This window comes from Streptomyces sp. BYX5S (assembly GCF_054724165.1).
The window spans coordinates 6,404,723-6,428,116 of the sequence record NZ_CM138829.1; the positions used below are offsets into that span (position 1 = coordinate 6,404,723).

Annotated in this window: 25 protein-coding genes; 10 read left to right on the plus strand and 15 right to left on the minus strand. The window is 67.6% G+C overall.

Annotation, left to right across the window (positions count from 1 at the left end):
* Positions 1–208 precede the first annotated feature (208 nt).
* On the plus strand, positions 209–1,591 hold the full coding sequence (locus tag ACYBSK_RS28800) for a hypothetical protein (RefSeq protein WP_460243867.1): 1,383 nt from the start codon (positions 209–211) through the stop codon (positions 1,589–1,591).
* A complete protein-coding gene (locus ACYBSK_RS28805; RefSeq protein ID WP_460243868.1) occupies positions 1,588–3,087 on the plus strand; it encodes an outer membrane protein assembly factor BamB family protein in 1,500 nt (499 codons plus the stop codon). The genes ACYBSK_RS28800 and ACYBSK_RS28805 overlap by 4 nt, the downstream gene beginning before the upstream one ends.
* Positions 3,088–3,506: 419 nt before the next feature.
* Here ACYBSK_RS28805 and ACYBSK_RS28810 read toward each other — a convergent pair whose 3' ends face one another.
* The 3 genes from ACYBSK_RS28810 to ACYBSK_RS28820 all read right to left on the minus strand — a co-directional run bounded on the left by ACYBSK_RS28810 (position 3,507) and on the right by ACYBSK_RS28820 (position 6,804).
* A complete protein-coding gene (locus ACYBSK_RS28810; RefSeq protein WP_460243869.1) occupies positions 3,507–4,841 on the minus strand; it encodes a S8 family serine peptidase in 1,335 nt (444 codons plus the stop codon).
* A gap of 92 nt (positions 4,842–4,933) precedes the next feature.
* On the minus strand, positions 4,934–6,322 hold the full coding sequence (locus tag ACYBSK_RS28815; RefSeq protein ID WP_460243870.1) for a WXG100 family type VII secretion target: 1,389 nt from the start codon (positions 6,320–6,322) through the stop codon (positions 4,934–4,936).
* Between the two features lie 83 nt (positions 6,323–6,405).
* Entirely contained in the window at positions 6,406–6,804 is a 399-nt protein-coding gene (locus ACYBSK_RS28820) for a hypothetical protein (RefSeq protein ID WP_460243871.1), read from the minus strand.
* A 486-nt stretch (positions 6,805–7,290) separates the two neighbouring features.
* Here ACYBSK_RS28820 and ACYBSK_RS28825 point away from each other — a divergent pair, with 486 nt between their 5' ends.
* The 4 genes from ACYBSK_RS28825 to ACYBSK_RS28840 are packed head-to-tail and all read left to right on the plus strand — an operon-like array spanning position 7,291 to position 10,406.
* Positions 7,291–7,605, plus strand: coding sequence for a hypothetical protein (locus ACYBSK_RS28825; protein ID WP_460243872.1), 315 nt, complete (start codon positions 7,291–7,293; stop codon positions 7,603–7,605).
* 3 nt (positions 7,606–7,608) lie between these two features.
* Positions 7,609–8,889 (plus strand): putative T7SS-secreted protein, encoded by a 1,281-nt coding sequence (locus tag ACYBSK_RS28830; RefSeq protein ID WP_460243873.1) that lies wholly within the window; start codon positions 7,609–7,611, stop codon positions 8,887–8,889.
* A gap of 11 nt (positions 8,890–8,900) precedes the next feature.
* Positions 8,901–9,590: a hypothetical protein gene (locus tag ACYBSK_RS28835; protein ID WP_460243874.1), complete on the plus strand. Its 690-nt coding sequence runs from the start codon at positions 8,901–8,903 to the stop codon at positions 9,588–9,590.
* 36 nt (positions 9,591–9,626) lie between these two features.
* Positions 9,627–10,406 carry a hypothetical protein gene (locus ACYBSK_RS28840; protein WP_460243875.1) on the plus strand — a complete coding sequence of 260 codons (780 nt, stop codon included), beginning with the start codon at positions 9,627–9,629 and terminating at the stop codon, positions 10,404–10,406.
* 214 nt (positions 10,407–10,620) lie between these two features.
* On the opposite strand, the gene ACYBSK_RS28845 is transcribed toward ACYBSK_RS28840, so the two are convergent.
* The 4 genes from ACYBSK_RS28845 to ACYBSK_RS28860 form a co-directional block, all read right to left on the minus strand.
* On the minus strand, positions 10,621–11,658 hold the full coding sequence (locus ACYBSK_RS28845; protein WP_460243876.1) for an ADP-ribosylglycohydrolase family protein: 1,038 nt from the start codon (positions 11,656–11,658) through the stop codon (positions 10,621–10,623).
* Between the two features lie 511 nt (positions 11,659–12,169).
* On the minus strand, positions 12,170–12,934 hold the full coding sequence (locus ACYBSK_RS28850; protein WP_460243877.1) for a hypothetical protein: 765 nt from the start codon (positions 12,932–12,934) through the stop codon (positions 12,170–12,172).
* A 252-nt stretch (positions 12,935–13,186) separates the two neighbouring features.
* Entirely contained in the window at positions 13,187–14,440 is a 1,254-nt protein-coding gene (locus ACYBSK_RS28855; protein ID WP_460243878.1) for an amidase domain-containing protein, read from the minus strand.
* A gap of 2 nt (positions 14,441–14,442) precedes the next feature.
* A complete protein-coding gene (locus tag ACYBSK_RS28860) occupies positions 14,443–14,766 on the minus strand; it encodes a type VII secretion target (RefSeq protein ID WP_460243879.1) in 324 nt (107 codons plus the stop codon).
* Between the two features lie 215 nt (positions 14,767–14,981).
* On the opposite strand from ACYBSK_RS28860, the gene ACYBSK_RS28865 reads away from it, so the two are divergent.
* Together ACYBSK_RS28865 and ACYBSK_RS28870 are read left to right on the plus strand one after the other, a co-directional pair.
* On the plus strand, positions 14,982–15,320 hold the full coding sequence (locus ACYBSK_RS28865) for a hypothetical protein (protein ID WP_457480178.1): 339 nt from the start codon (positions 14,982–14,984) through the stop codon (positions 15,318–15,320).
* A 42-nt stretch (positions 15,321–15,362) separates the two neighbouring features.
* Complete coding sequence (locus ACYBSK_RS28870; protein ID WP_460243880.1) at positions 15,363–15,686, plus strand: hypothetical protein; 324 nt, start codon at positions 15,363–15,365, stop codon at positions 15,684–15,686.
* 341 nt (positions 15,687–16,027) lie between these two features.
* On the opposite strand, the gene ACYBSK_RS28875 is transcribed toward ACYBSK_RS28870, so the two are convergent.
* From ACYBSK_RS28875 to ACYBSK_RS28890, 4 genes are all read right to left on the minus strand, one after another.
* Positions 16,028–16,318: a WXG100 family type VII secretion target gene (locus ACYBSK_RS28875; protein WP_457480180.1), complete on the minus strand. Its 291-nt coding sequence runs from the start codon at positions 16,316–16,318 to the stop codon at positions 16,028–16,030.
* Positions 16,319–16,428: 110 nt separating this feature from the next.
* Complete coding sequence (locus tag ACYBSK_RS28880) at positions 16,429–16,755, minus strand: WXG100 family type VII secretion target (RefSeq protein WP_460243881.1); 327 nt, start codon at positions 16,753–16,755, stop codon at positions 16,429–16,431.
* A gap of 234 nt (positions 16,756–16,989) precedes the next feature.
* Entirely contained in the window at positions 16,990–18,171 is a 1,182-nt protein-coding gene (locus tag ACYBSK_RS28885; RefSeq protein ID WP_460243882.1) for a WXG100-like domain-containing protein, read from the minus strand.
* A gap of 115 nt (positions 18,172–18,286) precedes the next feature.
* Entirely contained in the window at positions 18,287–18,640 is a 354-nt protein-coding gene (locus ACYBSK_RS28890) for a WXG100 family type VII secretion target (protein ID WP_457480183.1), read from the minus strand.
* Positions 18,641–18,900: 260 nt separating this feature from the next.
* On the opposite strand from ACYBSK_RS28890, the gene ACYBSK_RS28895 reads away from it, so the two are divergent.
* On the plus strand, positions 18,901–19,473 hold the full coding sequence (locus ACYBSK_RS28895; protein WP_460243883.1) for a hypothetical protein: 573 nt from the start codon (positions 18,901–18,903) through the stop codon (positions 19,471–19,473).
* Between the two features lie 67 nt (positions 19,474–19,540).
* Here ACYBSK_RS28895 and ACYBSK_RS28900 read toward each other — a convergent pair whose 3' ends face one another.
* The 4 genes from ACYBSK_RS28900 to ACYBSK_RS28915 form a co-directional block, all read right to left on the minus strand.
* Positions 19,541–20,197 (minus strand): hypothetical protein, encoded by a 657-nt coding sequence (locus tag ACYBSK_RS28900; protein ID WP_460243884.1) that lies wholly within the window; start codon positions 20,195–20,197, stop codon positions 19,541–19,543.
* Between the two features lie 44 nt (positions 20,198–20,241).
* Positions 20,242–20,598: a hypothetical protein gene (locus tag ACYBSK_RS28905; protein ID WP_457480186.1), complete on the minus strand. Its 357-nt coding sequence runs from the start codon at positions 20,596–20,598 to the stop codon at positions 20,242–20,244.
* A 64-nt stretch (positions 20,599–20,662) separates the two neighbouring features.
* Positions 20,663–21,877, minus strand: coding sequence for a WXG100-like domain-containing protein (locus tag ACYBSK_RS28910; RefSeq protein ID WP_460243885.1), 1,215 nt, complete (start codon positions 21,875–21,877; stop codon positions 20,663–20,665).
* 63 nt (positions 21,878–21,940) lie between these two features.
* Positions 21,941–22,327, minus strand: coding sequence for a hypothetical protein (locus ACYBSK_RS28915; protein WP_460243886.1), 387 nt, complete (start codon positions 22,325–22,327; stop codon positions 21,941–21,943).
* 136 nt (positions 22,328–22,463) lie between these two features.
* Here ACYBSK_RS28915 and ACYBSK_RS28920 point away from each other — a divergent pair, with 136 nt between their 5' ends.
* Positions 22,464–23,189: a hypothetical protein gene (locus ACYBSK_RS28920; protein WP_460243887.1), complete on the plus strand. Its 726-nt coding sequence runs from the start codon at positions 22,464–22,466 to the stop codon at positions 23,187–23,189.
* The last annotated feature ends 205 nt before the right edge of the window (positions 23,190–23,394 follow it).

The window sequence follows — 23,394 nt, forward strand, 5'->3', positions numbered from 1 at the left end:
TTCATCGGATGCATGACAAGCGTCGTCACGGGGGACGGACGTGTGTCCCCCACTCAACGAGGGATTCATGTCGTTTCAACCGCCGCAGGGATACGGCCAGTCGTATCCCCCGCAACAGCCACCCAGGCCCCCGTCCCCGCCGCCCGCCCCACCGGCACCGCCCCTCGGGCCGTCCGTCGCATCGCAGGGCAGTGCGGCGCCGCGCACGGTGAACCCCGTCCTCAAGTGGGTGACGGTGGCCTTCGGCGGCATCGCCGTCATGTCGCTGATCCTGATGGTGTTCGGCATCGTGCAGGTGGTCGGCGACGACGAACTCCCGGTGGCGGGCGAGGGCGGTCAGGCCACCGCGATCACGCAGGCCGACATGTCGAGCCTCCTGAAGAAGCACTCCGAAGCACTCACGGGCGGCGACAAGGACACCTACCTCGCGCCGTTCGACGGCGGTTCGTCGACGCTGAAGAGCAAGCAGGCGTCGCTGTTCACGAACCTCCGCAAGGTTCCCTTCGCGGTGTCGGAGTACCAGTTCCTCAACATCGACGGCCGGGCCGTCGACCACTACGGCGCCGGCGCCTCGGCCTCCGTCGACGTGGCGTTCGTACACCAGGTGAAGGGCGCCGACGCGACGCCCGTCGCCGAGTGGTACCGGTGGACCGTCGAGAAGAAGACCGAGGACGCGGACCTGAAGGTCACCGACGTGGGGCCCGCCACCCCGAAGCTCGCCGGCTTCGGAAAGATGACCAACTACCCGGCCCCCTGGGACGCGTACGACTCGATGGCCGTCACCGTCAAGGCGCACACCGTGATCATGTCCGACGCCGCCCAGGCCGCCGACGCCCGCCGCTACGCGCCGTACATCGAGAAGGCGGCGAAGGACAATCTCGCGATCTGGGGAGCCAAGGGCCCCAAGAGCGGCAGGACGATGCCCGGCTTCGTCGTCACGCTCGAGAAGAACCGCAAGGTGTACAAGAACATGTACCGCGAGGGCACCGGCGACGACGAGTCGATCGCGGAGGCGGGCGTGTCCATCCAGATGCCGGCCGTGCAAGCGGGCGGCAGCAAGGCCAAGGTGAGCGTCCAGAACGGCGGCGCCCGGATCGTCATGGACACCGCGGAGAGCCGCTTCACCCGCCCCGACTACGCCGCGAGCGTACTCGAGATCAGCCACCACGAACTCGCGCACACCCTGGTGGAACCGCTGACCGGCCCGAACGGTCAGGCGCAGCTGTGGGTCGTCGAGGGCTTCGCCGAGTACATGGCGATGCGGGACGACGCCGCCGCGGCGGCGAGGGAAGTACGCACGCTGAAGGCGTACTACGCGGACAGCTACGTCGATCCCTTCGACGGAAAGCTCCCCACCAGCGAGAACTTCCACAGCACGATCGACGAGGAGAACAGCGCGCACTACTCCTTGGGCTGGCTGGCCATCCGTTTCATCGCCGAGAAGTACGGCGAGGACAAGGCCCTCGCCTTCGTCGCCGAGCAGTACAAGAACGCCAAGGGGATGGACGCGCAGCTGGAGCAGGCCACCGGCATGGGCCTGGACGAGTTCCAGAACGCCTGGGCCGACTACGTGAGGAAGCAGATCTCATGACGACGCCCGGCTACTCCAACGGCATGCCGCCCGCACCGGGACAGCAGCCCCAGCAGCCCTACGCCTCCCCGTACGCGCCCTCGCCCCAACAGGGCTTCGCACCACCGCAGTTCACGCCGATGCACCCGGCATCCCAGATGCCCGGCAAGAAGCGCGGCCAGGGCCTGATGATCTTCCTCCTGGTACTCAGCATCATCGTCTCGGGCGTCTTCGGCTCGGTGGCCTGGCTGCTCCTGGACCCCACGAAGACGTCGGTCGAGTGGAGCCTTCCCTATTACGGGGGCCAGACCGACACGCAGAATTACCTCGGCACCTGGTTCACGGGCGACACCGTCGTCCGCGCCCAGACCGACGGCATCAGCGCGCTCGACACCGACAGCGGCGACCTCCAGTGGGGCATGGCCGCCCCCGGAAAGGGCGCCTCCGCCATCTGCCACGCCTCCTCCATAACGAGCAAGGACACCGCCGTCCTCGCGGTCGGCACCGTCCACAACTGCAACAGCCTCTTCGCCCTCGACCTCAAAACCGGCAAGAAACTGTGGCAGCACACGATCCCCAAACGCGACGACGGCCCCAGCACCGCGGTCAGCGGCGGCACCGTCGTGGTCAACGACAAAACCGCGTACGACCTGCGCTCCGGCAAGGTGCTGTGGAAGGACAGCAAGAAGGGGACGTATGGGGGTAAGGCGTGCAAGGGAGAGGGGTATGTCGGTGGGGAGAGGCTGGTGCGGGTGCAACGCTGCACGACCCGCTGGGTGGGCGTCGTTCCCGAGGAGCAGAGCGCTTCGGCGGCCGGCGTCGACCCGGCGACCGGCAAGGCCGAGTGGACCTACGCCATGGGCAAGGGCGACTGGGGCTACGGCGACGACGCCACGGTCGTGTCGACGTCCCCGGTCATCGTCGGTGTCCCATGGGACGTGAAGAAGAACGGGTTCACCGTCCTGGACGACGACGGCAAGGCCAAGAGCGACTTGGTCCTGGGCGGCTCCCGGCCCGCCGAGCTCTACTTCTCGCAGCGTGAGGGCGCGACGGCGGGCGACCCTGAGGCCGCGATGAAGGTCATCGGCAACACCCTGTACATCGCCGAGAAGCGCGAGGATTCGTCGCTCTGGTCGGCGATCGACGCGTACGACCTCGACAGCGGCAAGCGCATCTGGTCCACGGGCACCCGTACCGACGTGCAGTACCTCCTCGTCCAGGGGAGCGGGAACGAGCTCATGGCCGTGAAGCACGACGACAACAGCTGGCGCGAGGACACCTTCGGCGGCGACGGATACCCCATGTACCTCGTCGGCCTCGACCCCAAGTCAGGCACGGAAACGCAGAAGCAGTACTACGGGCACCTCGACGGCGCGCTCGGCCAGGACGCCTGGGCGATGCCCTACTGGCACGACGGCTCACTGTTCCTTGCGTCGGTCTCCAACAGCGGCGAGCGCATCGAGGGAACCACGATGGATCAGGCACACGAGTCTTCGCTCATCAAGATGGGCGACTGACGCGTTGCTGTACGGGGGCGGCGATCAGAATGCGGCCGCCGCCCACCTCGGCCGGGAGGCGGGGGCCGCACGGCAGCACCTGCGGCCCCCACGGCTGACGACTGCCTACTGAGGACAGCGCGATGCGCCGCACTGCGCTGTACCCCTGACGCACAAGGAGCACGAGGGGGGCGGCCACTCTCAGGCCACAGATCGAGGTCACGGACGACGTCCGATTTGCAGGGACGATGCCTCGGCGGAGCGATCATTGTGTAACGGCTGGCTTCTGGCCGCTGACCGCTCCGCCGACTCCGCGCCGCTATTGCTCCCCGACACATGCCACGCGCCCCGCATCTTTGAGGATGCGGGGCGCGTGGTGCGATGTCCTGGACCGGGCCCTGGGCCGGTCGCAGACGCCGCCTGGAACTCGATGCCTGCAACTACTGCTGGCCGTAAGGCGGTTGCGTCGGCGCCTGCGGGTACGCGCCCGGCGCAGGAGGCGACTGCTGCTGGTACGGATTGGGCTGCGGCTGCCCCGGATACGGAGCCTGGCCGCCGCCGCCCCAGCCGCCACCCGGGGGCGGAGGCGGCCCGCCACCGTTGTTCTTGCGGCTGCGCACGATCACGATCACGACGACCACCAGGACGACGAGGACGCCGGCAGCGATGCCCACGATCAGGCCGGTGCTCATGCCGCCCGAGTCCGAGGAGTCGGACGCGGCGTCGGGCGAAGAGGAGGACGGGGCGGAGGCACCGCCGCTGCTGGTCTTGCCGACTGCGGAGTTCAACTCGTCGATCTTCAGCGGCCCGTTCTTGGAACCGGCCGGAATGTCCTTCGTGAGCGCGGCCAGCGGCTGGATGTAGCCGTAACCGTAGTGCTCGTCGGGGAGCGAGGCGCCCTTCGCGGAGGCGGGGAGACCGGCGGTCTTGACGAGACGGTTGACCAGTTGTCCCGGGGTCAGGTCGGGGAACTTCTGCTGGAGGAGAGCCAGGGCGCCAGAAACGTAAGCGGCGGAGTCAGACGTGCCCTGCCCTTTGGTATACCCAGTGGGGCCAGTACCTGTGCTGACGACTTCCACGCCGGGAGCGGTGAGCAGTACGACCTTGCCGTAGTTCGAATTGCTCCAAACTTCACCGCTGCTCGACACAGCTCCCACGCCAACGACGCCTGGGTAGCTGACAGGCAACATTTTGTCGGCATTCTCCCCCTCATTTCCGGTGGAGATAACGACCGGCGTTCCCTTTTCGTTGGCGTAGGAAATTGCGCTGAGAACTGCGCTCTCGTCTGCACAGTTGCTGACCCCTTGCGAAATGTTGATCACCTGGGCACCACGGTCTACCGCGTAACGAATAGACTCCGCAAAGCAACTCCCACCGAGATCACGGATCGGGAGGATCTTCGCCTCCGGGGCCAGCCCCTTGACGCCGTCCCCACCGTTCGCACCATGGCCGTGCCCAGCGATGTCGCCAGCCATGCTTGTCCCGTGGCTGTCGCCATCCTCGGGCGAGGCATCGTCGTCTCCGGACTCGAAGTCCTTGCCAGCCAGAACGTTGTTCTTGAGGTCCGGATGATCCGCGTCTACGCCGTCATCGATCACGGCAACCGTGACACCTTTGCCGGTCGCCACTTTCCAGATCTTGTCGGCCGACCAGGCCGTCAACGGCCACTGCCCGTTTCTGACTTGGTCCGCCGACGCCGTCGGCGCAGCCGCGAAAAGCAGCGCTCCCGCCGCCGCTGCGGCGCCCACCGCGCGCAGCGCTCGCGTGAAGCTCATGCCGTAACACCTTCCCTCGCAGGGCGGGGCCCACAGCCGGAAGGCTGCGGACCCCGTCTTGTCTTCACCGCATACTTAACCAGTCGGTCTGACTATTCCACGACCTTGGGGTTAACAGTGCGCCCGTTTGCCCAGGTCTGCTCGTCCTCGACCAGATAGTCCGGACGGGAGTTGTCGCGCCGCTTCTTGTCCTTGCCATTGCCTGTCTGAGCGCCATGCGGAAGGCCATTGCGTCCGGCGTTCTTCCCTGCTCCGCCGGTCGCCGTCTTCGGCTTCTGACGCAGAGCCGAACCGCCTTGCTGGCCAGACCCGGGTTTGACGACAGACTTGCCGATCTCGCCGCCCTTCGTACGGGCGAGCGAGCTGCCCTTCAGCCCCTTCGCCGCACCGTTACCGGCAGCGCCCGAACCTGCGCCACCAGCACCGAGACCGCCGCGCCCCACTGCGCCTGCGCCTCCGCGGCCCGCAGCACCCGCGCCGAGGCCGGCGCCGGCACCGATCGCGCCGCCGATTCCCGCACCGCCGACACCGCCCGCGCCAGCACCAGCTCCGGAACCAGCCATGCCACCACCGATACCGCCAGCGCCGGCACCAGAGCCCGCACCGACACCACCGGCTCCGATACCTGAGCCGCCACCGAAGCTGAGGTTGCCAGCCCCGATCTGCGAGCCAGCAGTCGGCTTCTGCGAACCAATTCCACCGCTAATGCCGCTGGCAGTGGGCGACTTCACACCCTTGGCGGACGAGGCCGAACCAGTGGATCGACCCAGATTTCCAGCTCCGACGCCAGCAGAGGGACTCCTTACGGAGCCAGCCACGATGGGCACGGGAGCGACGCCACCAGGCTCTCCCGGATAGTCCTCACTTTCGTCCCTCTGCCTCCTCGACCACGACCCCATCGACTTGGTCTGCCCGTTATAGGCGGTTCCAAGTTCCTCCATCTTTACAGCCATTTGCATCTGCGCCTCTCGGCCCTCCGACATGTCACCTTCGCGACTGTCAGCAATTTCCTGCGCAGAGACGTTCTTATTGGCGAGATCCCGGTTCAGGCCGTCCTCGTCACGCCCGCCGTCAGTGAGGCGATCCCCGAAGCTGCTACCGCCACTAGGCTTCTGCATATCCCGGACAATGGGCTGAATGTCACCGAGTACGTTCGCCGCGCTCGTCATCGCCGTGGAGACGTGCGAGGCGTACGTGGCCGTGTCTTCGATCTTCTTCGCGACTACCTTCGACCGAGCCTGGAACTGGTCGGCCGACGAGCCCTCCCAGTGCTGCAACACCTCGGCGACGGCGTGCTCGTAGACTTCCTTGATTCCAACGAGCTGTTCGTGCACGCCCTTCCAGCCCCGGGCAGCGTCGTGCACATCGCCCGGCTTGGCGTCCTGGACCATGGCCTTCATGGTGTCCATGTCCAGGTTCTTGAAGTCGGTCGTGTTGTCGCCTGCGTAGCACTGGGTCGGCGCGTTATAGCTGTAGCTCACGCCCTCGTTACTCATTGCGCCCCAGGCCCCCTTCATCTCTCACGTCGTATCCTGCGTACCAGCCATTGCGCGCGCTGCTCCTGCTACACACCAGACATCGACCCCGCGGAAGCTCCGGACGAGGGGGACGACGTCGATGCCTGCGTCGCGTCCGCCCCGTGCATCGCGCCCGCCGTGTCTGCCTCGGCGTCCTGGTACGCCCCGTGCGCCCTCTTGGTCTTCGCTCCGAAGTCGTCCATCACCTCTTCCAGGTGACGGACAACGTCCTTGAGATACGTGCGCATGTCAGAGTGCGCCTGGGCGAGATCCTCGGCCTCGTGGAACTTGTGCGCGCCCACGCTCCTGCCTAGCGCGCCAGGCGGCAGGTGCGTGTTGTGCTCCGTGTCCGCGTTCGCCTTACCGAGGTCGCCGATAACCCCGTTCAGCTTTCTGATGACCTGGTCGAGCGCACTCAGATCGACCTTGTACCCGTCACCGGCCATGCGCTTGGCCCTCCCCGTTCATCCTGCTAGTCCCGTTCTTCCCCTTGGGGCGATAAGTCCGGTCCCCTGTCACAAGCCTGTCCTTAGCCTATCGAACGGCACCCGCACCCCGCTCGGTGCCGTCTGTCACAACTCCACGACAGAGAGAACAGATACGGCACCGAGCCGGACATAATGCACGCATTTGTGTCACGCACGTGCCCTCCGCGGCCCTCATGAACGCGGGCGCGGCCAGCAGGTGCGACCGCCACAATCCGCATGAGCCCAACTCGTCTGGGGGGTGGCGCAGTTGGTCTACACACGCCATCCCTATGGGGCACTTGCGGCACTCCCCCATACCGGCGCGCAGTCCGCGCAACGTGCACCGGTGCCGGCAACCCGTACCAGCCAGGCGCAGACCGTACCGCCCCACCACCTGAGGCAGATCGCCTCAGTCGGTCTATGGTGACCCCTCAGTTCCGACGCCGACTGCTGGGAGGAAGCCGGGTGGGTGGCCACTACAAAACCGACACTGACGCATTGGGGAAGTTTGTTGCCTCACTGGAAGCAAGCATCGACGAGCTGAGCACGGCTCGCACCGCGCTCGCCCATGTCCGTGGCGACCAGATCGGAACGGCCCGCCTCGATCAAGCCTGCGACACCTTCCAGGAGCGTTGGCGTTTCGGGACCGAGCAGCTCAGCGAGCAGATCGGCGGCATCTCCGAAGGAGTGAAGGACAACAAGCTCAGTTACGAGAAGTTGGAGAACAGTCTCGCGGAGGCACTGTCCAAATTCCCAACCGCTTCCTCTCACGGGAAGTGACCCATGGCGGCCAACCCTTACACCCATCTCGGCTGGAACCCTGCCCCCGGTACTCCTTTCGAAGTCACCGAACTGGAGCTGAAGGTCAAAACGGCATCGAGGACGCTGGATTCGACCTACCGCCAGATCGAGCAGTTGCTCGGCGAGAGCAGCTACTGGGAAGGGGACGCTGCGGACGCCTTCCGTGACGCGCTCGACGGCGACATCCCTACCTACGTCAAGAACGCCGCTCGCTCCCTGGACAAGGCGGCGACCGCCCTTTCCTCGTGGAACGCCACGCTCACCTCCCACCGCGATCTGGCCAAGAAATACGACGAAGAGGCCGGCCAACGGAAGTCCGCTGCCGAAGCCGCTCGAAAAGCTCACGATCAGGCCAGGCAGAACCCGGACCTCAACCTCGCCGGCAGGACCTTTCCCAGCCAGGAGGAAGCCGACACGGCCACGGCGAGGCTACGGTCCGCCGAGTCTGCCCTCAACGACGCCTCCACCGAGCTCGAACAGGCCAACCAGGCGTATCAGGACGTCATCTCCAAGGCGAAGGAGCTGGAGGCCGAGCACGAAGCAAAGGCCGAGACGGTCGCCAAACGCCTGGACGAGGCCGACGACAAGCTCGCGCCGAAGGAACCCGGTTGGCTCAGCAAGGCGGCCTCCGCGATCGGTGACGCCCTCAAGGCGATCGGTGAAGGAATTCTTGAGCACGCCGGAACCATCTCGGCGATCGCCGGGCTTCTGGCCCTGCTCCCCACTCCGTTTGCGCCGGTTTTTCTCGCCGTGGCCGTGGGAGCCAGCGCGCTGTCCATGGCCAAAAATCTCTCCAGTGAGGATTTCAGGGACTCCCTACGCGGTGAGTACGGGTTGGGAGAAGGAGTCAAAGCATGGGCAGGCGTCGTCGGTGACTCCCTCGGCATGGTGCCCGGGGTGGGTGCGCTTGCACGGTCCGGAAGTGAAGTCGGGCTTGCCAGCGCGGTGGCGAGGGAAGGCGGCGAAGCGCTGGCAGTTGGAGCCAAGGCCGATCAGTTCGTCAAGGGCATCGTTCCAGCCTTCACGTACAAAGCCCTCGACGGAGCCACATCTGCGGGGCTGAAAGAATTCGCCCTCGATGGAGCGAACGCGGCCGTCAATATCGTCTCCTCCGCTGAGAGCTTTGGTCTTCTCCCGGAGGACGGCGTCGGACACGAAACCAACGAATATTCCAAGATCGCTGCCGGCGCGGCGAGCGCCCCTGACGACTTCAGTGAGATTTTCAAGGACACCGGTGAACTGCTTCGTGGAATCCGGCTTTGATGGGACCGCGCATGAAACAGGATGACACCCTGACGCCGGCCTTTTGGTGGGGCATCCCCCATGGCTTCCACCAGATCGACCTGGCCCCCTCCCTCAGCGACCTCCGCGGGCGGGCACAACAGATCAGTGCGTTGCCACCAGGTGAAGAGCGTGATCGAGCGAGTTCGGCACTGCGGCTGTACGCCGTCTCCTTGCTGTCCATGCGGAGCCACGAAGTCATGGGGTGTGCGATCGGCCTGCACCCTGGGGAGGGCACAGAGCGCCCCGTCTTGTCGACCCTTGTCGTGTCGATGATGTCCGTCCCGAGCGGTGGCGCGAAAGCCGCACTCACTCGCTTGATCCCCACGTCCCCCGACGGCTCGTCCAGCCGGGGCGGCGTGCGACCGGTTGAGTTGCCCTGCGGTCTTGGTTTTGTCACCGAGCAGGAAAGACAAACCGCGTCCCCCAGAGAAGACCCCAAGACTCAGGAATTCCAGGAGATGCCGGTGTGGCAAGGCACTGTCGCCATCCCCGCTCCCGGTTCGTCCACCGTCTTCTTTGTGCAGTTGGTGACTGCCGAGATCGAACAGGCAGATGACTATCGCGACGTGCTTCTGGGGGTGGCGCGCACAGTGACCTTCAGCGACCCTCAGGCGGGCGATGCAGCTGGCCCGACCAGCCAGGCTCCAGACACCGACAGCGTCCGGAAGATCTTCGGCTGAGCCGAGACTCACCACGCCCACAAGAGAGAACCCACCATGACAGGACAGCCCCTCACCACGTCCACGCCTGCTCCCAAGGGGAGGATCGGCAAGGCACTCATTGCCATTGCCGTCGGGTACCCGCTCGCCCTGCTCTTCAGGAGCGACAGCATGTTCCTTCTCGGGCTCCTGGGCATCGCCGTGCTGATCGGTGGATACGTCGTGCTCGCTCTGGCGACATTCCCGAAGGCCTCAGGGCATGGCGCCTCCGATGTGAGCCAGCCGGATCCGACCGCAGCGATCAGGGCTCACTACCTCGCGACGCTTGGCTGGTTCGGAGTCCAGGCTGCCGTCGTCATCTTCAGCCTCGCGGCCAGCGCCCTACTGGAGATCACGTACCTGTTCCCGCTCATTCCACTGTCCATCACCGCGGCGATCCTGGCTCTGGGATGGGCTGGCACAGCGTTGTACTGGACTCGAAAGTGTGCTCGCGTTGTTCGCGCATTCCAGCCGGTCGCTCGCCCCTTCCATCCGCTCAACCTTCGCGTCAACGGCAAGAGTTCCCTTCGTCTGGGTGACGCCGGCGCTGGCGAATCCCCGGTCATGACTGGCATGGACCCCCTCCGCCACGACCGCTGGCCCTCCGGCCGTGCGGACTGGATCTGGTTTGCGGGAGACGACTCATGCGGTGGCGTAGTGATGCTTCCCCACTCCGGGATGCTGATCTTCGTCCAGCCCAAGGACTGGGAAGATGCGGAAGCCGCACGGAAGGCCGCCGAGCCGGGGGTCATCGAACAGGCCCGTCAGGGCGGCCTGTTGAAGCACACGCAGATGTGACTGGAACATCGCTGCGGAGCTGAACCTGACGCTCGACACAGCCGAGATTCCAAGCACCCAACCGTGCCGTGGCCGATGCGCTCCTCCGGAAGGGAGTCCAAATGGTCAGCATCAGCGGTTGTCAGCCGCCACTTCGCCACGGCGAAGAGTGGTGAACCTTCGCGTCCTGGGCGGCCTTCGACAACTCGAACTCCTGGTTCCACGGGGACGTTGGTCAGACCTCTCCGTCCCACGAACCACCCACATCCAACAGCTCCGCACTGTGCTCCACCCTGGCCAGCCAGTGCGGCGGCCACGCCGCGATGCCGTCGTGGGCGCCCGCGAACGCCCCGGTGAGTGTGGCGATGGAGTCGGAGTCGCCCGATGTGCACGCGGCGCGGCGGAGCGCCGTGACCGGGTCGTCGGGGAAGAGCAGGAAGCACAACAGGCCGGTGCCCAGGGCCTCTTCGGCGATCCAGCCCGCGCCCGTCGCCAGGCACGGGTCGGCCTCCGGGTCGGCGCCGCCCGGCGCGACGGCCGCGGCCACGCGTTCGAGGACGCCGATGCACTCCTGCCAGCCACCGTCCACGTAGGCCGGCCCCTCAGGCGCGAGGTCGCCGAGCCAATCGCTCCAACCGGGCGGCGAGGTGAGGACCGAGGCGCGTGCGTAGGCGAGCAGGAGTTCCGGCAGGAGGGCCGGAGCGGTGCCGTGGGCGAGTAGTCGGATCGCGTACGCGGTCAGGTCGCTGGCGGCGAGGGCGGTGGGGTGCCCGTGCGTGAGGGCGCTCTGCAACTGGGCGATGAGCGCGCGGTGTTGGGGCGAAAGGCCGGGGACCAGAGCGACGGGTGCGACGCGCATGTTGGCGCCACACCCCTTGGAGTCGGCGATCGTTGCCTGCGCCCATGGCGTGCCCTTGCGCAGTTCGCGGCATGCCGTCATGCACGTACGGCCGGGGGCGATGCCCGGGTGGTCGAGCCACGTGGAGAAGTGCTCGACGAGCGTCTCCGTCACCGGGCCGGGGCGGTTCAGGCCGCCGGACGCCTGCACCTTGCGCAGGGCGCGGGCCACCGCGAGTGTCATCTCGGTGTCGTCCGTGACGAGCGCGACACCGTCGTGACGCACGGGCAGCCGCATCTCGCGCCACGGGCCGAACTCGGCCTCGATGCGCTCTACGGACGAGAGGAACTCGGTCGGCTGCCCCATGGCATCGCCCAGGGCGGAGCCGATCAGGGCGCCGGCGGCGGGGCGCTTGCCGGGGGCGTTCGGGAGCATGGGGGCCTTTCGGTGGTACGCGGATCTGCGGATCGATGCCGGTCGACCTGAGCCGGGACGGCGGTGGCGGCAGCGACGGCGCGGTGGCCGTGACGAGCTGGACGGTTCTGGTCCGGTGGCCCTCGACGTCACGCTCCCCGCGGCCGGGAACATGCCCTCGGCGTAGCTCCTCAGCCGGTGCTTGAGTCCGTTGCCGGTGTGCGTACTTGTTGCCGTTGGCATCCTGCGGCCACCACGGGTTCCGCCCGCAGTGAGCGGAAGTCGGGCAGGACACCTGCCATCAGACGTCCAGCACCGTCACGAGGTGAACGGATCTCGGCGGCCAGTTCGGCCCGCCCCGCCTCGCCCGCGGCCATGCGGGAGGCCTGGTCGGGCTCCTGGCTCTCCCGCATGCGTTACTCCGGTGGTCGGACGGACAGCGTTCTCCTGCGGATCAGACCGACGGCGTTCCCCCGGGGATCAGCCCGACGGCGCTCTCCCGCAAATCAGACCGACGGCGTTCTACCGCGGATCAGACGTCCGGCGCGTCCACGATCTTGCCGGTCGGCGCCTTCGCGTCGACGGGCGTGCCGAACTCGGACCAGGTGATGGTCTGGTCGCCGGTGCCGTTGCTGTAGGGGGCCACCTGCTGCACCAGGTACGGCTTGCCCGTGGTCGCGATGCTGTACGTGGCCTGCTTGTCCGCGGCCGTGCCCTTGGCGACGACCGTGGCGACGGGCCGGCCCGCGACCTTGCTCTCGGAGCCCTTCGTCAGCTTGAGGGTGCTCTTCTCCTGCGTGCCGAACTGCTCGCTGTGGCAGTAGCTGACGAGCACCTTCGTGACGGCCTCGGTCGGCGAGCCGTGCATCCACTGGTTGGCCGGGACGGCGCCGCCGTTCTCCTTGACCCAGGTCGAGAACGTGGAGTCGACCTTTCCCCAGACGTCGTCGCCCTTGCGAATGACCTCGAACGAACCCATGTCGTTGAGGTCGACCGTGCCCGCGCACTCCGTGGCGGAGAGGCGGAGGTCGGACTTGGCGTCGGAGCGGGACATGACCTCGCGTACCGAACCGGCGGCGGCCTTGGTCTCCAGGCCCTTGGCGCGCAGTTCGGTGGCGGTGAGCTTCTCGACCCCGTTCGGCTTCCCGGCGGCGGCCGACGGCTTGCTGTCCGCGGTGTCCGCCGTGTCCGCGGCCTTGTCCTCGCCGCTGTTGCAGGCCGTCAGCGACACCAGCGCGGCGGCGCAGGCGAGCGCGGCGGCGGCGCGGCGGACGGTCCGGACGTGCGTGTGCTTCATGAGTTCCCCGTACTTCCCCGTGATCCCCGTGGATCCCCCCGTGATCCCGTAGATCACCGTGATCTCGTAGATCCCCGTGATCTCGTAGATCCCCGCAGATCCCCGTAGTTCTCCGTGACAACCCGTGTGTTTGCGATTGCCACACGTGACCCGCCCATTCAATCAGCGGCCGGAGCGACCCCTCGTCGATCACGAGGGGAGCTGGTCAAGGCGTTGTGAATCTTTCGGGGGCGTCGGAATCGGGTGCGCGTATCAGTACCAGTCGGGGTGCGGGCGGACGATGCGCAGGTTCTGCTGCCCCTCGTTCTTCTCGGTCGAGGGGAGGCGGCCCTCCAGGCTGACGTTCTGGTACTCCTCGTTGTGCTGCGTGTACTTGATCTCGCCGTCCGGCATCACCGCGGTGACGATCGCGACGTGGTGCGTATTGCCCTTCGCCTCCGTGTCGGGCACGCCTGCCTGTTCGTAGTAGATGAGGTCGCCGGGCTTCGCGTCGGCGCGGGATACCTCGTCGGCGCCGTGGGCGAGCATGAAGTTCTGCTGGTTCTCGGCGGCGGCCCAAGTGTCGGAGTAGGAGAGGCGCTTGTCGATCGCGTCGATGCCGGTGCGGGGGCCGGCCATCCAGGAGTCGTCGTCGGCGGGGCCCCAGAGGCTGGTCTTCTCCTTCATGCCGGCGTGGAGGAGGGCGTTGGAGACGAAGTTGGCGCAGTTGTTGCCGAAGTCGGTGGGGTCGGGCTTGTTCCAGTTGTCGAGGGCGTACTCGATCATCTTGACGCGGTCGAACTTGCCGTCGCTGCCGCGCAGTTCACGGCGTACGTCGGCGGGGATGCCGTCGAGGCCCGCGAGGGCGACGGGCTGGGCCAGCATCATGTCCTTGCGCTGCTGGGGCGTCAGGCCGTTCCACCAGCGGCGCGCGGTCGCGGGGTCCTCGCCCACCGGGATGTCGGCGGCGAGCATCTTCATCTGGACGTGGGAGGCGTGCGTCTGGACGCCGTCGAGCGCCTTGTCCGGGTCGCTGACACCGGTCTTGGCGGCGAGTTTCGCGAACTCGGCCGCGGCCAACTCGTCGGCGTACGTGACCTGTTGCAGGGCCTGGTCGACGAGTTCCTGCACTTGAGCCCGGTACGGCTCCGCGTCCGCGGCCCCCTCCGGCTCCACCTCGCTGATGGTGCCGTCGGCGGCGATCTCCAGGCCGTGGCGCGCGGCGAGGTCCTGCGCGGCGTGCAGGGTGCTCTGCGCGGTTTCGAGGGTCGTCGTCATGCCGTCGGCGACCATGTCGACGGCGAGCAGGATGTCGTACGCGGCCTCCAACTGGTTCGCGAGCCTCTCGAACTCGGCCGCCGCGGCGGCGCCGACGGCGTCCGTCCAGTTGTCGGCGAGCGGTTTGGCGCCGTGCTCGCGCAGGTCCTTCGCGGCGTCCAGGGCGTACTTGGCGGTGGCGTGCCATTCGTCGCCCGCGGCGGCCCACGTCTTCGGGTGGGCGCCCGACACACCCTGGTACGAGACCATCGTCAGGCCCTCCCGAGCTCGTTCAGGCCGGCGCGCAGCCGGGATTCGGCCTCGGCGTCCGCGCGGTCGTAACTGTCCGCGGAGTCCCGTACCTTCTCGCTCAGTTCGCCCATCCGGCGGGCGAGGGAGACCAAGTGCTCCTCCCATGCGCGGGCGCAGGCCTTGAGTTGGGCCGGGCTCTGCCAGCCGTGGCCGTGGTGGTTCGCGTGCACGGCGTCGCTGCTGTCGAGCGAGTGGCTGAGCCGCTTGGCCGTCTGGCGGGCCAGTGAGCCGGTGTCGTCGGCCGTGGCGCGTATGCGCGCGACGTCGATGTCGATGTCTGCCATGAGTGAGTGACAACTTCCCCGTTGTGGACCGCTGTTGCCGGTCCGAAACCGACGATCATCGTACGGGGGCGGGCCCGGCGGCAGGCGCTCACCGGTGCGTCCGACTGTGGCGTTCGGTGCCGGTGCGTGGCTGTCAGGTGTCGACTTGGGCAGGGAGTGTAGGAAAGCTGTCGCGCCACCCGACAGGGGGATGCGTGGCGTCTAGGCTCCGCGACATGACTCATGGCTCGGAATGGGACGAAGAGCTGAGGTCGCGGTTCCAGGGCCAGGGGCAACCCGGGTTCCCCCTGGACCGGCGGCGCGCGGCCCGCCAGGCGCGCCGGGTCTCCGCGGGCATCTCCGCGCTCATCGCCCTCGTCGCGCTCGCCCTCACGGTCGTCCGCCTCGGCCAGGGCAGCGCGGCCGGCCCGTGGACGGCGCTGTACCTCGCGGGCGGGGTCATCAGCGGGTGCGGGGTGCTGCTGGCGCGCATGGGGCGTACGCGGTGGGCGTTCGCGGCGATCTGCCTGGGGGCGGGGGTCGCGATGGTGGGGGATGGGCCGATGTTCGGGTGAGGGCTTCAGGCGTGGAGTATGTGGTGCGGGTCAAGGAGGCGGGTGGCGACGGCCACCGGCCACACCCCGTCGTGTGAGGGCGTGAGCGTGTTCGGTACCGGGGAGTTTTTGGAGGTGTTCCTGACCCGGGTCCGGGTCGCCGCCCTGTTGGCGGTCCCGGCCTGGTGGGGGTTGGCGGTCTTCTTCCTCGTGGAAGAGGGCTGGTACCCCGGGGTGGTTCTCGGGTTCGTTCTGCCGCCGGTCGCCGCCTACTTGGGGATACGCGGCCACCGGGACGTCCGCCCGGGGCTGACGGCGGGCGCGCTCGCCCTGAACCTTGCGACGCCGCTGGTGACCGTGGGATCGGCGTGGCTCATGAGTCGGTGAAATGACCAAGGGACGACTCCGCAACGACCGCAAAGGACCGCGCGGAGACTATTCGTTCGCCGGGCGACAGGGCCCGTACGAATTACCCGGTCACGGCTCCGAATGAGCGGTCATCGACCCCGGCTGATGATGACGAGTTCCCTTACCGAAGCGCGAAGCGATTCCGTCCGCATTTCCCGGATTCGCTCCGAGCCCCGCGGAGTCGTGTCACACCGCTCCCCTCTGCGCGGCAAAGCGCCCCCGCACATGCCACCGGGGGCGGCAGGTGCACTCGCACCCGCCGCCCCCGGTCACGTATCGCTGCGACGCTTCCGCGCGCGGGGACGCGCGCGGAGGTTGCGTTACGACCAGACGCTGGTGTTGCGGCTCTCGGTCGCCTGGTAGTTCTGGGCGGCCGTGTCGAGCGCGCGGGCGATCGACTCGAGCGTCTGGTGCAGGGACGCGGCGCGCTGGTCCCACTCGTTCTGCTTGGCCTGGTAGCCCTCCTGGGCGGCACCTTCCCAGGTCGAAGCGATGCGCTTGACGCCGGCCTCGAGGTCGTCGAGCTGCTGGCGGACGCGGCTGGCGGTGGACTTGACGTCCTGCGAAGCCTGGGAAATGGTCTGGAAATTGACCAGAACCTGACCGGACATGATGTCTCCCCCGGGGGATGTTGGACGGAAGGGTGAAGAAGGATTGCGACGGTGGCGCGCTGTCCGCGGCCTGCCGGTGAGGGCGGCGCGGATTCAGCGGCCGGGGCGGCTCATCCGAAGGGAGAGGCCTCGGCGCCCGACGCGACGTGCGAGATCGAAGCGGCCTGCTCGTCCTCGGACGTCTGGTAGTTCTGCGTGGTCGCGTCGATCGCTTCCTTGATCTCGTTCAGCACGCGGTTGAGGGCGGTGGCGTCCTCGTTCACCTGGTTCTGCAGGTTGTTGTACGCAGTGGCCGCCTGGCCCTTCCAGCCGGAGGTGATCGAGTCGACCACCGTCTGCAGTCGCTGGATCTCACCCTGGATGGACTCGTTCACCTGCGAGATACGGCCGCTGAACGCGACCATCTCCTCGTGCGTGACATTAAATTGACCGGCCATGGCCACTTGCCCCCATGAGAATTCGACATCGGTCCCCGCGGCTCGTCACTCCCAGGAGGAACTTGAGCACGGGTGGCACTTCTCGATAGTGCCGCGACAGTACTTTAGCCACAACTGACACGGTCACCCAAGGCGGTTCCCAGGTGACCGGCCGTGCCGTGACAGGATCCACACAATGTTACGGATTGACATCGTGACGCCCTGCTTTCACAGGGCACCCATACGTCCGTTACGTCACCCGAAGACCGATCTGGCGCGGGCGTCCTCCGGGTTCCGGCTGGATGTGCTGCTCGTGTTCGGCGTACCGGGCGAGGCCGACGCGTTCGGCGTGGTGGCCGGCTCGTCCGCCGCGGGCTGCTCCCCTCTCAGGCGCGAGACCCCGTTCTGAGCCGCGTCCCCGAGCGCCCCGGTCGCGCTGTCCACCGCGCCGTCCATCATTCCCTGCGCGGTCTCGCCCGGCGACGAGACCATCGAGCCGGGGTCCAGCGCATCCGTGACGGCGTCGCCCGCCTTCGGCAGGCTCTCGGCGGTGCTGTCGAGGATGCCCTGGGCCGCGGCTCCCGCGCCCTGGCCGACGCCCTCGCCCGTGGCGTGCACCCCTTCTCCGATGCCCTCGCCCACCGCGCCGATCCCCGCGCTCGCGGCCCCGCCGAGCACACGGCCCGCGGGACCCAACTGGCCCGTGGCCTCGCTGACGACGCCCGCGGCGCCGTTGACGGTCTCGGAGGCGAAGGTGCCCGCGCCGACGACGGCGGCCTCGCCCCACTTCATGCCGTCCTGCGCGCCGAAGTGGTTCTGCACGCCCTGCTGGACGAGGTTCTGCCCGGCCGCCTTGCCCGCCTCGACGGCCGCCTCCTTCACCACGTCGATCACCATGTCCTTGATCGACTGGACCGCCTGTTGCTCGACGGCCTGGGTGACCTGCTGGATGAGTTTCTGCTTCAGCTCGTCGAGGATGCGGCGCACGATGAGCCGGGTCGCCTGCGTGGCACCGGCCGCGCCGAGCTCCGAGATGCCGAACGTGAGCGGCGCCGCCGCCTGGGCCACCGCGATCTCGATGGCCAGCGCGATGAGCTGCGCGATGACCGCGATCTTGCTGGCGAGGACGATGACGGCGACCGCGTCGAGGGCGAAGGCGAGGATCTCGGCGGCCGTCGCGGCGTCGTCGAGGTAGCCGCCCCCGCCGCCGGAGAACTTCTGCCACGCCGCCGAGAACTGCTCGGACGCCTCACCGGAGTTGCTGCTCAGGACGGCGCTCGCGGCGGTGGTGCCGCCGTTCTGCGCGTCCCGCACCGCGGTGGCGAACTGCCGCCAGGTCTCGGCCGCTTCGTGGATCTTGTCCTCGTCGGCGTCCGGCCAGCTGTAGCCGAGCAGGTCGAGGACCCATGCGATCTCGTCGGGCAGGGTCAGGGCCATGCTGTGTCACTCCCCCGTGTTGCGCGTGAAGTTGGTTCGTCTCGATGTGGCGTGCGGCGGCGGCCGGACCGGAGCCGGGCTCGGACCGGAAGGACTGGGAGGTCCGGGGGCGGGGTCAGAACTGCATGCCCAGGCCGGGGCGGTTCGCCTGCTGGCCGATCATGATCTGGGCCTGGTCGTCCTCGGTCAGCTCGTACTGCGTGCCCATCACCTTCAAGTTGCCGCCGATCTTGTCGAGCTCGTCGGCGAGGTGCTCCATCGAGGTGAACATGCCTTCGCGCACCGGCTCGTAGATGTCGTTGAAGGTGCCGATGATGTCTTCACCCCACTCCCCCTCGGCGGATTCGAGAGCGGACTTGAGTTCCTTGGTGGCGGCCAGGAAGGACTTGCCCAACTCGCCGAAGGCGACGCCCTGTTCCTTCAGGACCGCCGGGTCGACGTCGAAGCTGCCTGAGCCGAAACCTGACATGTGAGTCCCCCATGAATCACGAGTGTGTGTGCGTGTCACCCAAGTGGGTCTGGGCGGCGCGCGGTTGGTGTGCGTGGCGGCCCGAGCCCGTGGACAGAGATGTCCGACATCGCGATCGTAGTGATCCCCAGGCACACGCCCCGCCTCGAACCACCGGTCTTCACGCCCTCCACGCACGATTGCCATGTACCTGCGGTAGCGTTCCGCGACTGTCCACATCTGTATCCGTATCTGTATCCGTATCTGTATCCGTCGTATCCGTGATGCACAGGATCGGCGTCGGGGTCATGCTGGTCACGCTCATCGGCGCCGGCGTCCTCGCCTGGCAGGCCACGTACGCCGCCGGGATGCGCGGTACGCACGGTGAGTTCACGGTCTCCCAGTGCTCGGCGCACACCGTCAGCTACCGCGCGCACGGCAAGCACCGCACGCGCGAGGAGGTGGAGTGCCTGGGGACGTTCGCCGCGGACGGCGGCAAGGGCGACGACTCGAACGCCTACCTCGAACCGTCCTCCGCCCACCCCGCGGGCGCGAAGCTCTCGGTGACGCGGACGGACTCCACCTCGACGCCGGAGAGCCGCCGGTACGCGTACGTCGAGGCCAACGCCCGTAACGGCGGCATGATGTTCGCCTTCGCCTTCGCCATGCTGATCGGCACCGCTCTGGGCGCCTTCGCGGTGACGACCGGCTACACCGGTACGCGCACCAGGGTGCCGTTCCGCGCCGCGTGGCGGTCGACGGCGGGTGGCGCGACGCGGCCGGTCCTCTTCGGTCTGGCCGGGTTCGGGGCGCTGGGCGCGCTGGTGTCGCTGGTGTTGGGGCTGGTGCTGTAACCGGGGCCGCCGCGCCTTTGCGCTTGCCCCACGGTCACGCGGTCACCCAGTCACGTACGTCGACGAACTACGCCCCGCCCGCCAGCCAGCTCCCGGCGAACAGCACCGGGCACAGCACGGTCACGACGGCGAGGATCGGCAGGGCCGGGCCGCGTTCGTGGCGCAGGACGTGCCACGCATCCCCGAGGGTGACGCGGCCGAAGCGGCGTTCGCGTTCGCGCCAGACGCCGAAGAAGGGGCTGTAGTGGAGTGGCGGCCGCAGCTGGTAGCCGGTCAGCAGGAAGAAGGCGCCGACGACCCACAGCAGCGCCGTGACACCGAACCAGAACAGGGCCCTGGCCAGCTTGCCCGGAGTGAGCTCGCCGTCGTCCGTGGCGGTGTAGCCGTCGTCCGTCCTGTACGCGGGGAGCGCGGCGCCCTGGATGGCGTCGCGGTCCCACCGCATGGCCGCGCCCCGGCTCCGCTCGCCGGTCCTGTCGTCCTCGAAGGTGCCGGTGCAGGTGTGGGCGGTGTCCGCGACCTCGCACGACTGGACCACCAGCGTTCCGGGCCGCGCCGAGACCGACACGTGTCCGTCGAGGTACCCGGTGCCGGTCCAGGCCGTCGCGCAGCCGATGGCGACGATGCCGAGGCCGACGATCCAGCCGAACATGCGCCGGAAGATGTGGTCGCGCCGCGCCACGTACTGCTCGGCGTGCGCGCCGGACGCCCCCGTCGATGTCATGTCAGTAACCACCCTCTCCCTACCCGTGCCGTCAGGCCCCGTTCTCAGCGAATCCGGCCGTCGCGCCCGGGGGCGTTCTTCGGGTCCTCGTCCGGGTCGTAGTCCCGGACCTGCTGGCGCTCCTGGGGCGACATGTTCCGCCACTGCTCGCGCAGCGGAGCGAGCCCCTCGCCGAGGGCGCGGTGGCCGGCCGGGGAATCGAGTACTTCCTTCAAGTCCATGCGTCCGCCGAGGAGTTGACGGGCGAGGTCCTGCAACGCGGGCGGCGCGTCCTTCATGTCACGTACCTTGCGCAGGCTCTCGGTGAGGTGCTCGTTCTGCTCCTCGGTGAGGTTCTGGTCCTCGATGGGGTACTCGCGCTCGCCCTGCGGGCCGAAGTTGTCGCGGTTGCCGGTGTTCATGGGGTGGTGTCTCCTCCGGGGTGCGGGGTGGTCGTGGCGGGGTGGCGTGGGGTGCGGTGGCCGGTCAGCCGAAGGCGGCGCGGACGCCGTCGTCCTCGGCACCGTCCGAGAGTGCCCTCTCGGACGTGGTGGCGGAACCGCCGCGCGAGGATCCCTCGGACGCGGGACGGCCACCGGACGTCGGCTCCGCCCTGGATTCGCCTCCGCTTCCCGACGTGGGCTCCCCTGCGCCTCGCGACGCGGGTTCGCCTGCACCTCCCGACGCGGGCTCGCCGCCGCCTCCCGACGTGGTTTCGCCGCCGCCTCCCGACGCTGGTTCGCCCCCGTCTCCGGAGGCGGGCTGCCCGCTCGGCTCGGGCGCCGGCTCCTCAGTGGCGGCCGTCGGCTTGCCCGGCTCCTCGTAGCGGGAGCCGATGCCGTCGCGAGCACCTCTCACCGCGTCCTGGTAGCCCTCCCAGGCCTTCTTCCCGTCACCTTCGGCGATCCCCTGGCCGGCCTGAATGGTTCCGGAGACCACCTTGCCCACCCCGTCGGCCTCGAGGCCGTACTTGCCGTCCCCGTCCTCGTCACCCCACTTCGTACCGGTGAACGTCTTCAGAGCCGGGTTGATGGCACCGCCGACCAGGGCGTTGGCGTCGACCCCCGCGCCGAGGGAGAGGCGGGTGACCTGAGTACCGACCGCCATGCCGATCGACTTGGCCGTCTCCATGGCGAGTTCCTTGCCGACGTCGGCGGCCTTCTTGACGGCGTACTCGCCGACCGCCTTGCGCACCGCCTGGCCGATCTTCTGGACCGCCTGAGTGATGATCTGCTTGACGACGGCTCGGATCATGACGATGCGAGCGGCCAGCCCTGCCTCGGAGGCTCCCAGGGTGACGACGGCCGAAGCCTGCGCGACGGCGAACTCGATGGCCAGGTCGATGAGTTGGACGATGATGGCGATCTTCATCGCGGCGATGATCACCGCGCAGATCTCCAGGAGACCGGCCAGCACGACCGACGCCTCGTAGAGCAGGTCGAGGTAGCCGACGCCCGTGCCACCGTCGCCGAACTTGCCCCACTCCTCGATGAACGCGTCAACCGCGTCACCGGAGTTCTTCGAAGTGACGGCGGCCGCGGCGGCGTTGCCGTCCTGGGCGAACTGCTGGACCGTCGAGCCGAATTCCGTCCACTCCTGGGCGGCTTCCATCATCGTGTCGATGTCGATGTTGGGCCACTGGAAGCCGAGGATGTCGAGCAGCCAGTCGAGTTCGTTCGGCAGCTTGATGTCGATGTTCATGGTTACTGCGTGTCCCCCACGCGCGTGGAATGCGGTGAATCCGGTGAGTGCGGTGAATATGGTTCAGGAGCGGTGCTGCTGAGCAGCCGTCATCAAGGCCTCGTAGTGGGCCTCGTCGGTGGTGTCGTGCTCCTTGGCCATGTACTCGAGCCCGTCACTCATGCCTTGAAGCCTGTTGGTGAGGCTCTCGAGTGATCCGCGGATTCCTTCGCTCACAGGGGTGTAGAGCATGAGGAGCTCACTGACGAGCTGAATCTGATCGTCGGCCCAAGGCTTTTCGAGCTCCTTCACCGTGGAGTCGAACGCCTTTGCCTTCGCCTGGAACTCCTTGGCAAGGTGAGCGAACGCCCGGCTCTGAGCCTTGAGTACATCCGTATCGACGTCGAAGCCTTTACCCGCCACGTCTTCCCCTGTTGCTTGATGACTACCGCAGCCGTGCGTGGGCTGCATGTCGTACAGTAGTCGACCGCCACGCCGGGACGCACTGCGCACACATTTCTCACACGCAACGCCCGGAGTCCATCGAACGAGGCCCTCCGCAGCATTGGATCTCGCCGCTCAAAATGGTTCGACCCCATCTGGAGAAATGGTGAAGACACCCTCACCTGTGCCCCATCCCCGCCCCGGCCAATCGGTCGGCGACGACGCGTCCGACGACGAGGGCGCCCCCGTCCCGCCGCCCGCGCTCCTGGGCCGAATCTTCGGGTTGGTGCTCGTGGCACTCACTCTGGGCGGTATGTACTGGACCTTTTTCAATGCCGTGATGTCCAGTGGATATGTCGGTTCGCACGGCAATCTCGCCATCAGCAAGTGCACCGAGGAATACTCGCGGAGTTCGTCGAAGTATTCGAGCACGGGCGAGCACGCGCGGGCCAGGGTCACGTGTCATGGCACCTTCCGCTCGTCCGACGGTGACGTCGTCGACGAGTCCGCGAAGATCACGTTGAGTTTCCAGGGTGCCGATTCCGACGCGGCAAGGAAGGTCGCGGACGACCACGCGGACGAGCTGGCGGTGAACCGCGCCGATGACGGAACGCTGGTGGTCACCAACGTGGAGTCCGTTGCCAATTACCTCTGCGGCGGCTTCTTCTTCCTGCTGGTCTTCGCCTACGGATTCAAGTGCGCGCTGACGGGGTCCTTCCCGAAGAAGGGCATCGGTCCCTCCGCGAAACAGGCGGACCAGCTGATCCCGAAGCGGCTGCGTTCCACTGAGGAATGGCTCTGGGTGATCGGCGGGATCGGACTCGTCCTCTCCATTCTGTTCCGTCTCGCCATCGCGGTCTTCGGTCTGGCGACCTCGCCGTTCCAGTGAGCCCCTCCCTGCCGTCCTGCCGTCTTGCCTTCCACCACCCCACATGCCGCGCAGAGGCCACCCACACTCATGAACAGCCGCACAAAAGCACGACAGAAGACGCCCCTTGGCCAGCGCAATGGACTCGGATTCGTATTCATCCTGGCCTTCGTGAGTGCGGCTCTCGTCTACGGATTTCAGGCTCTTTCGTCCATGGGGCATTTCG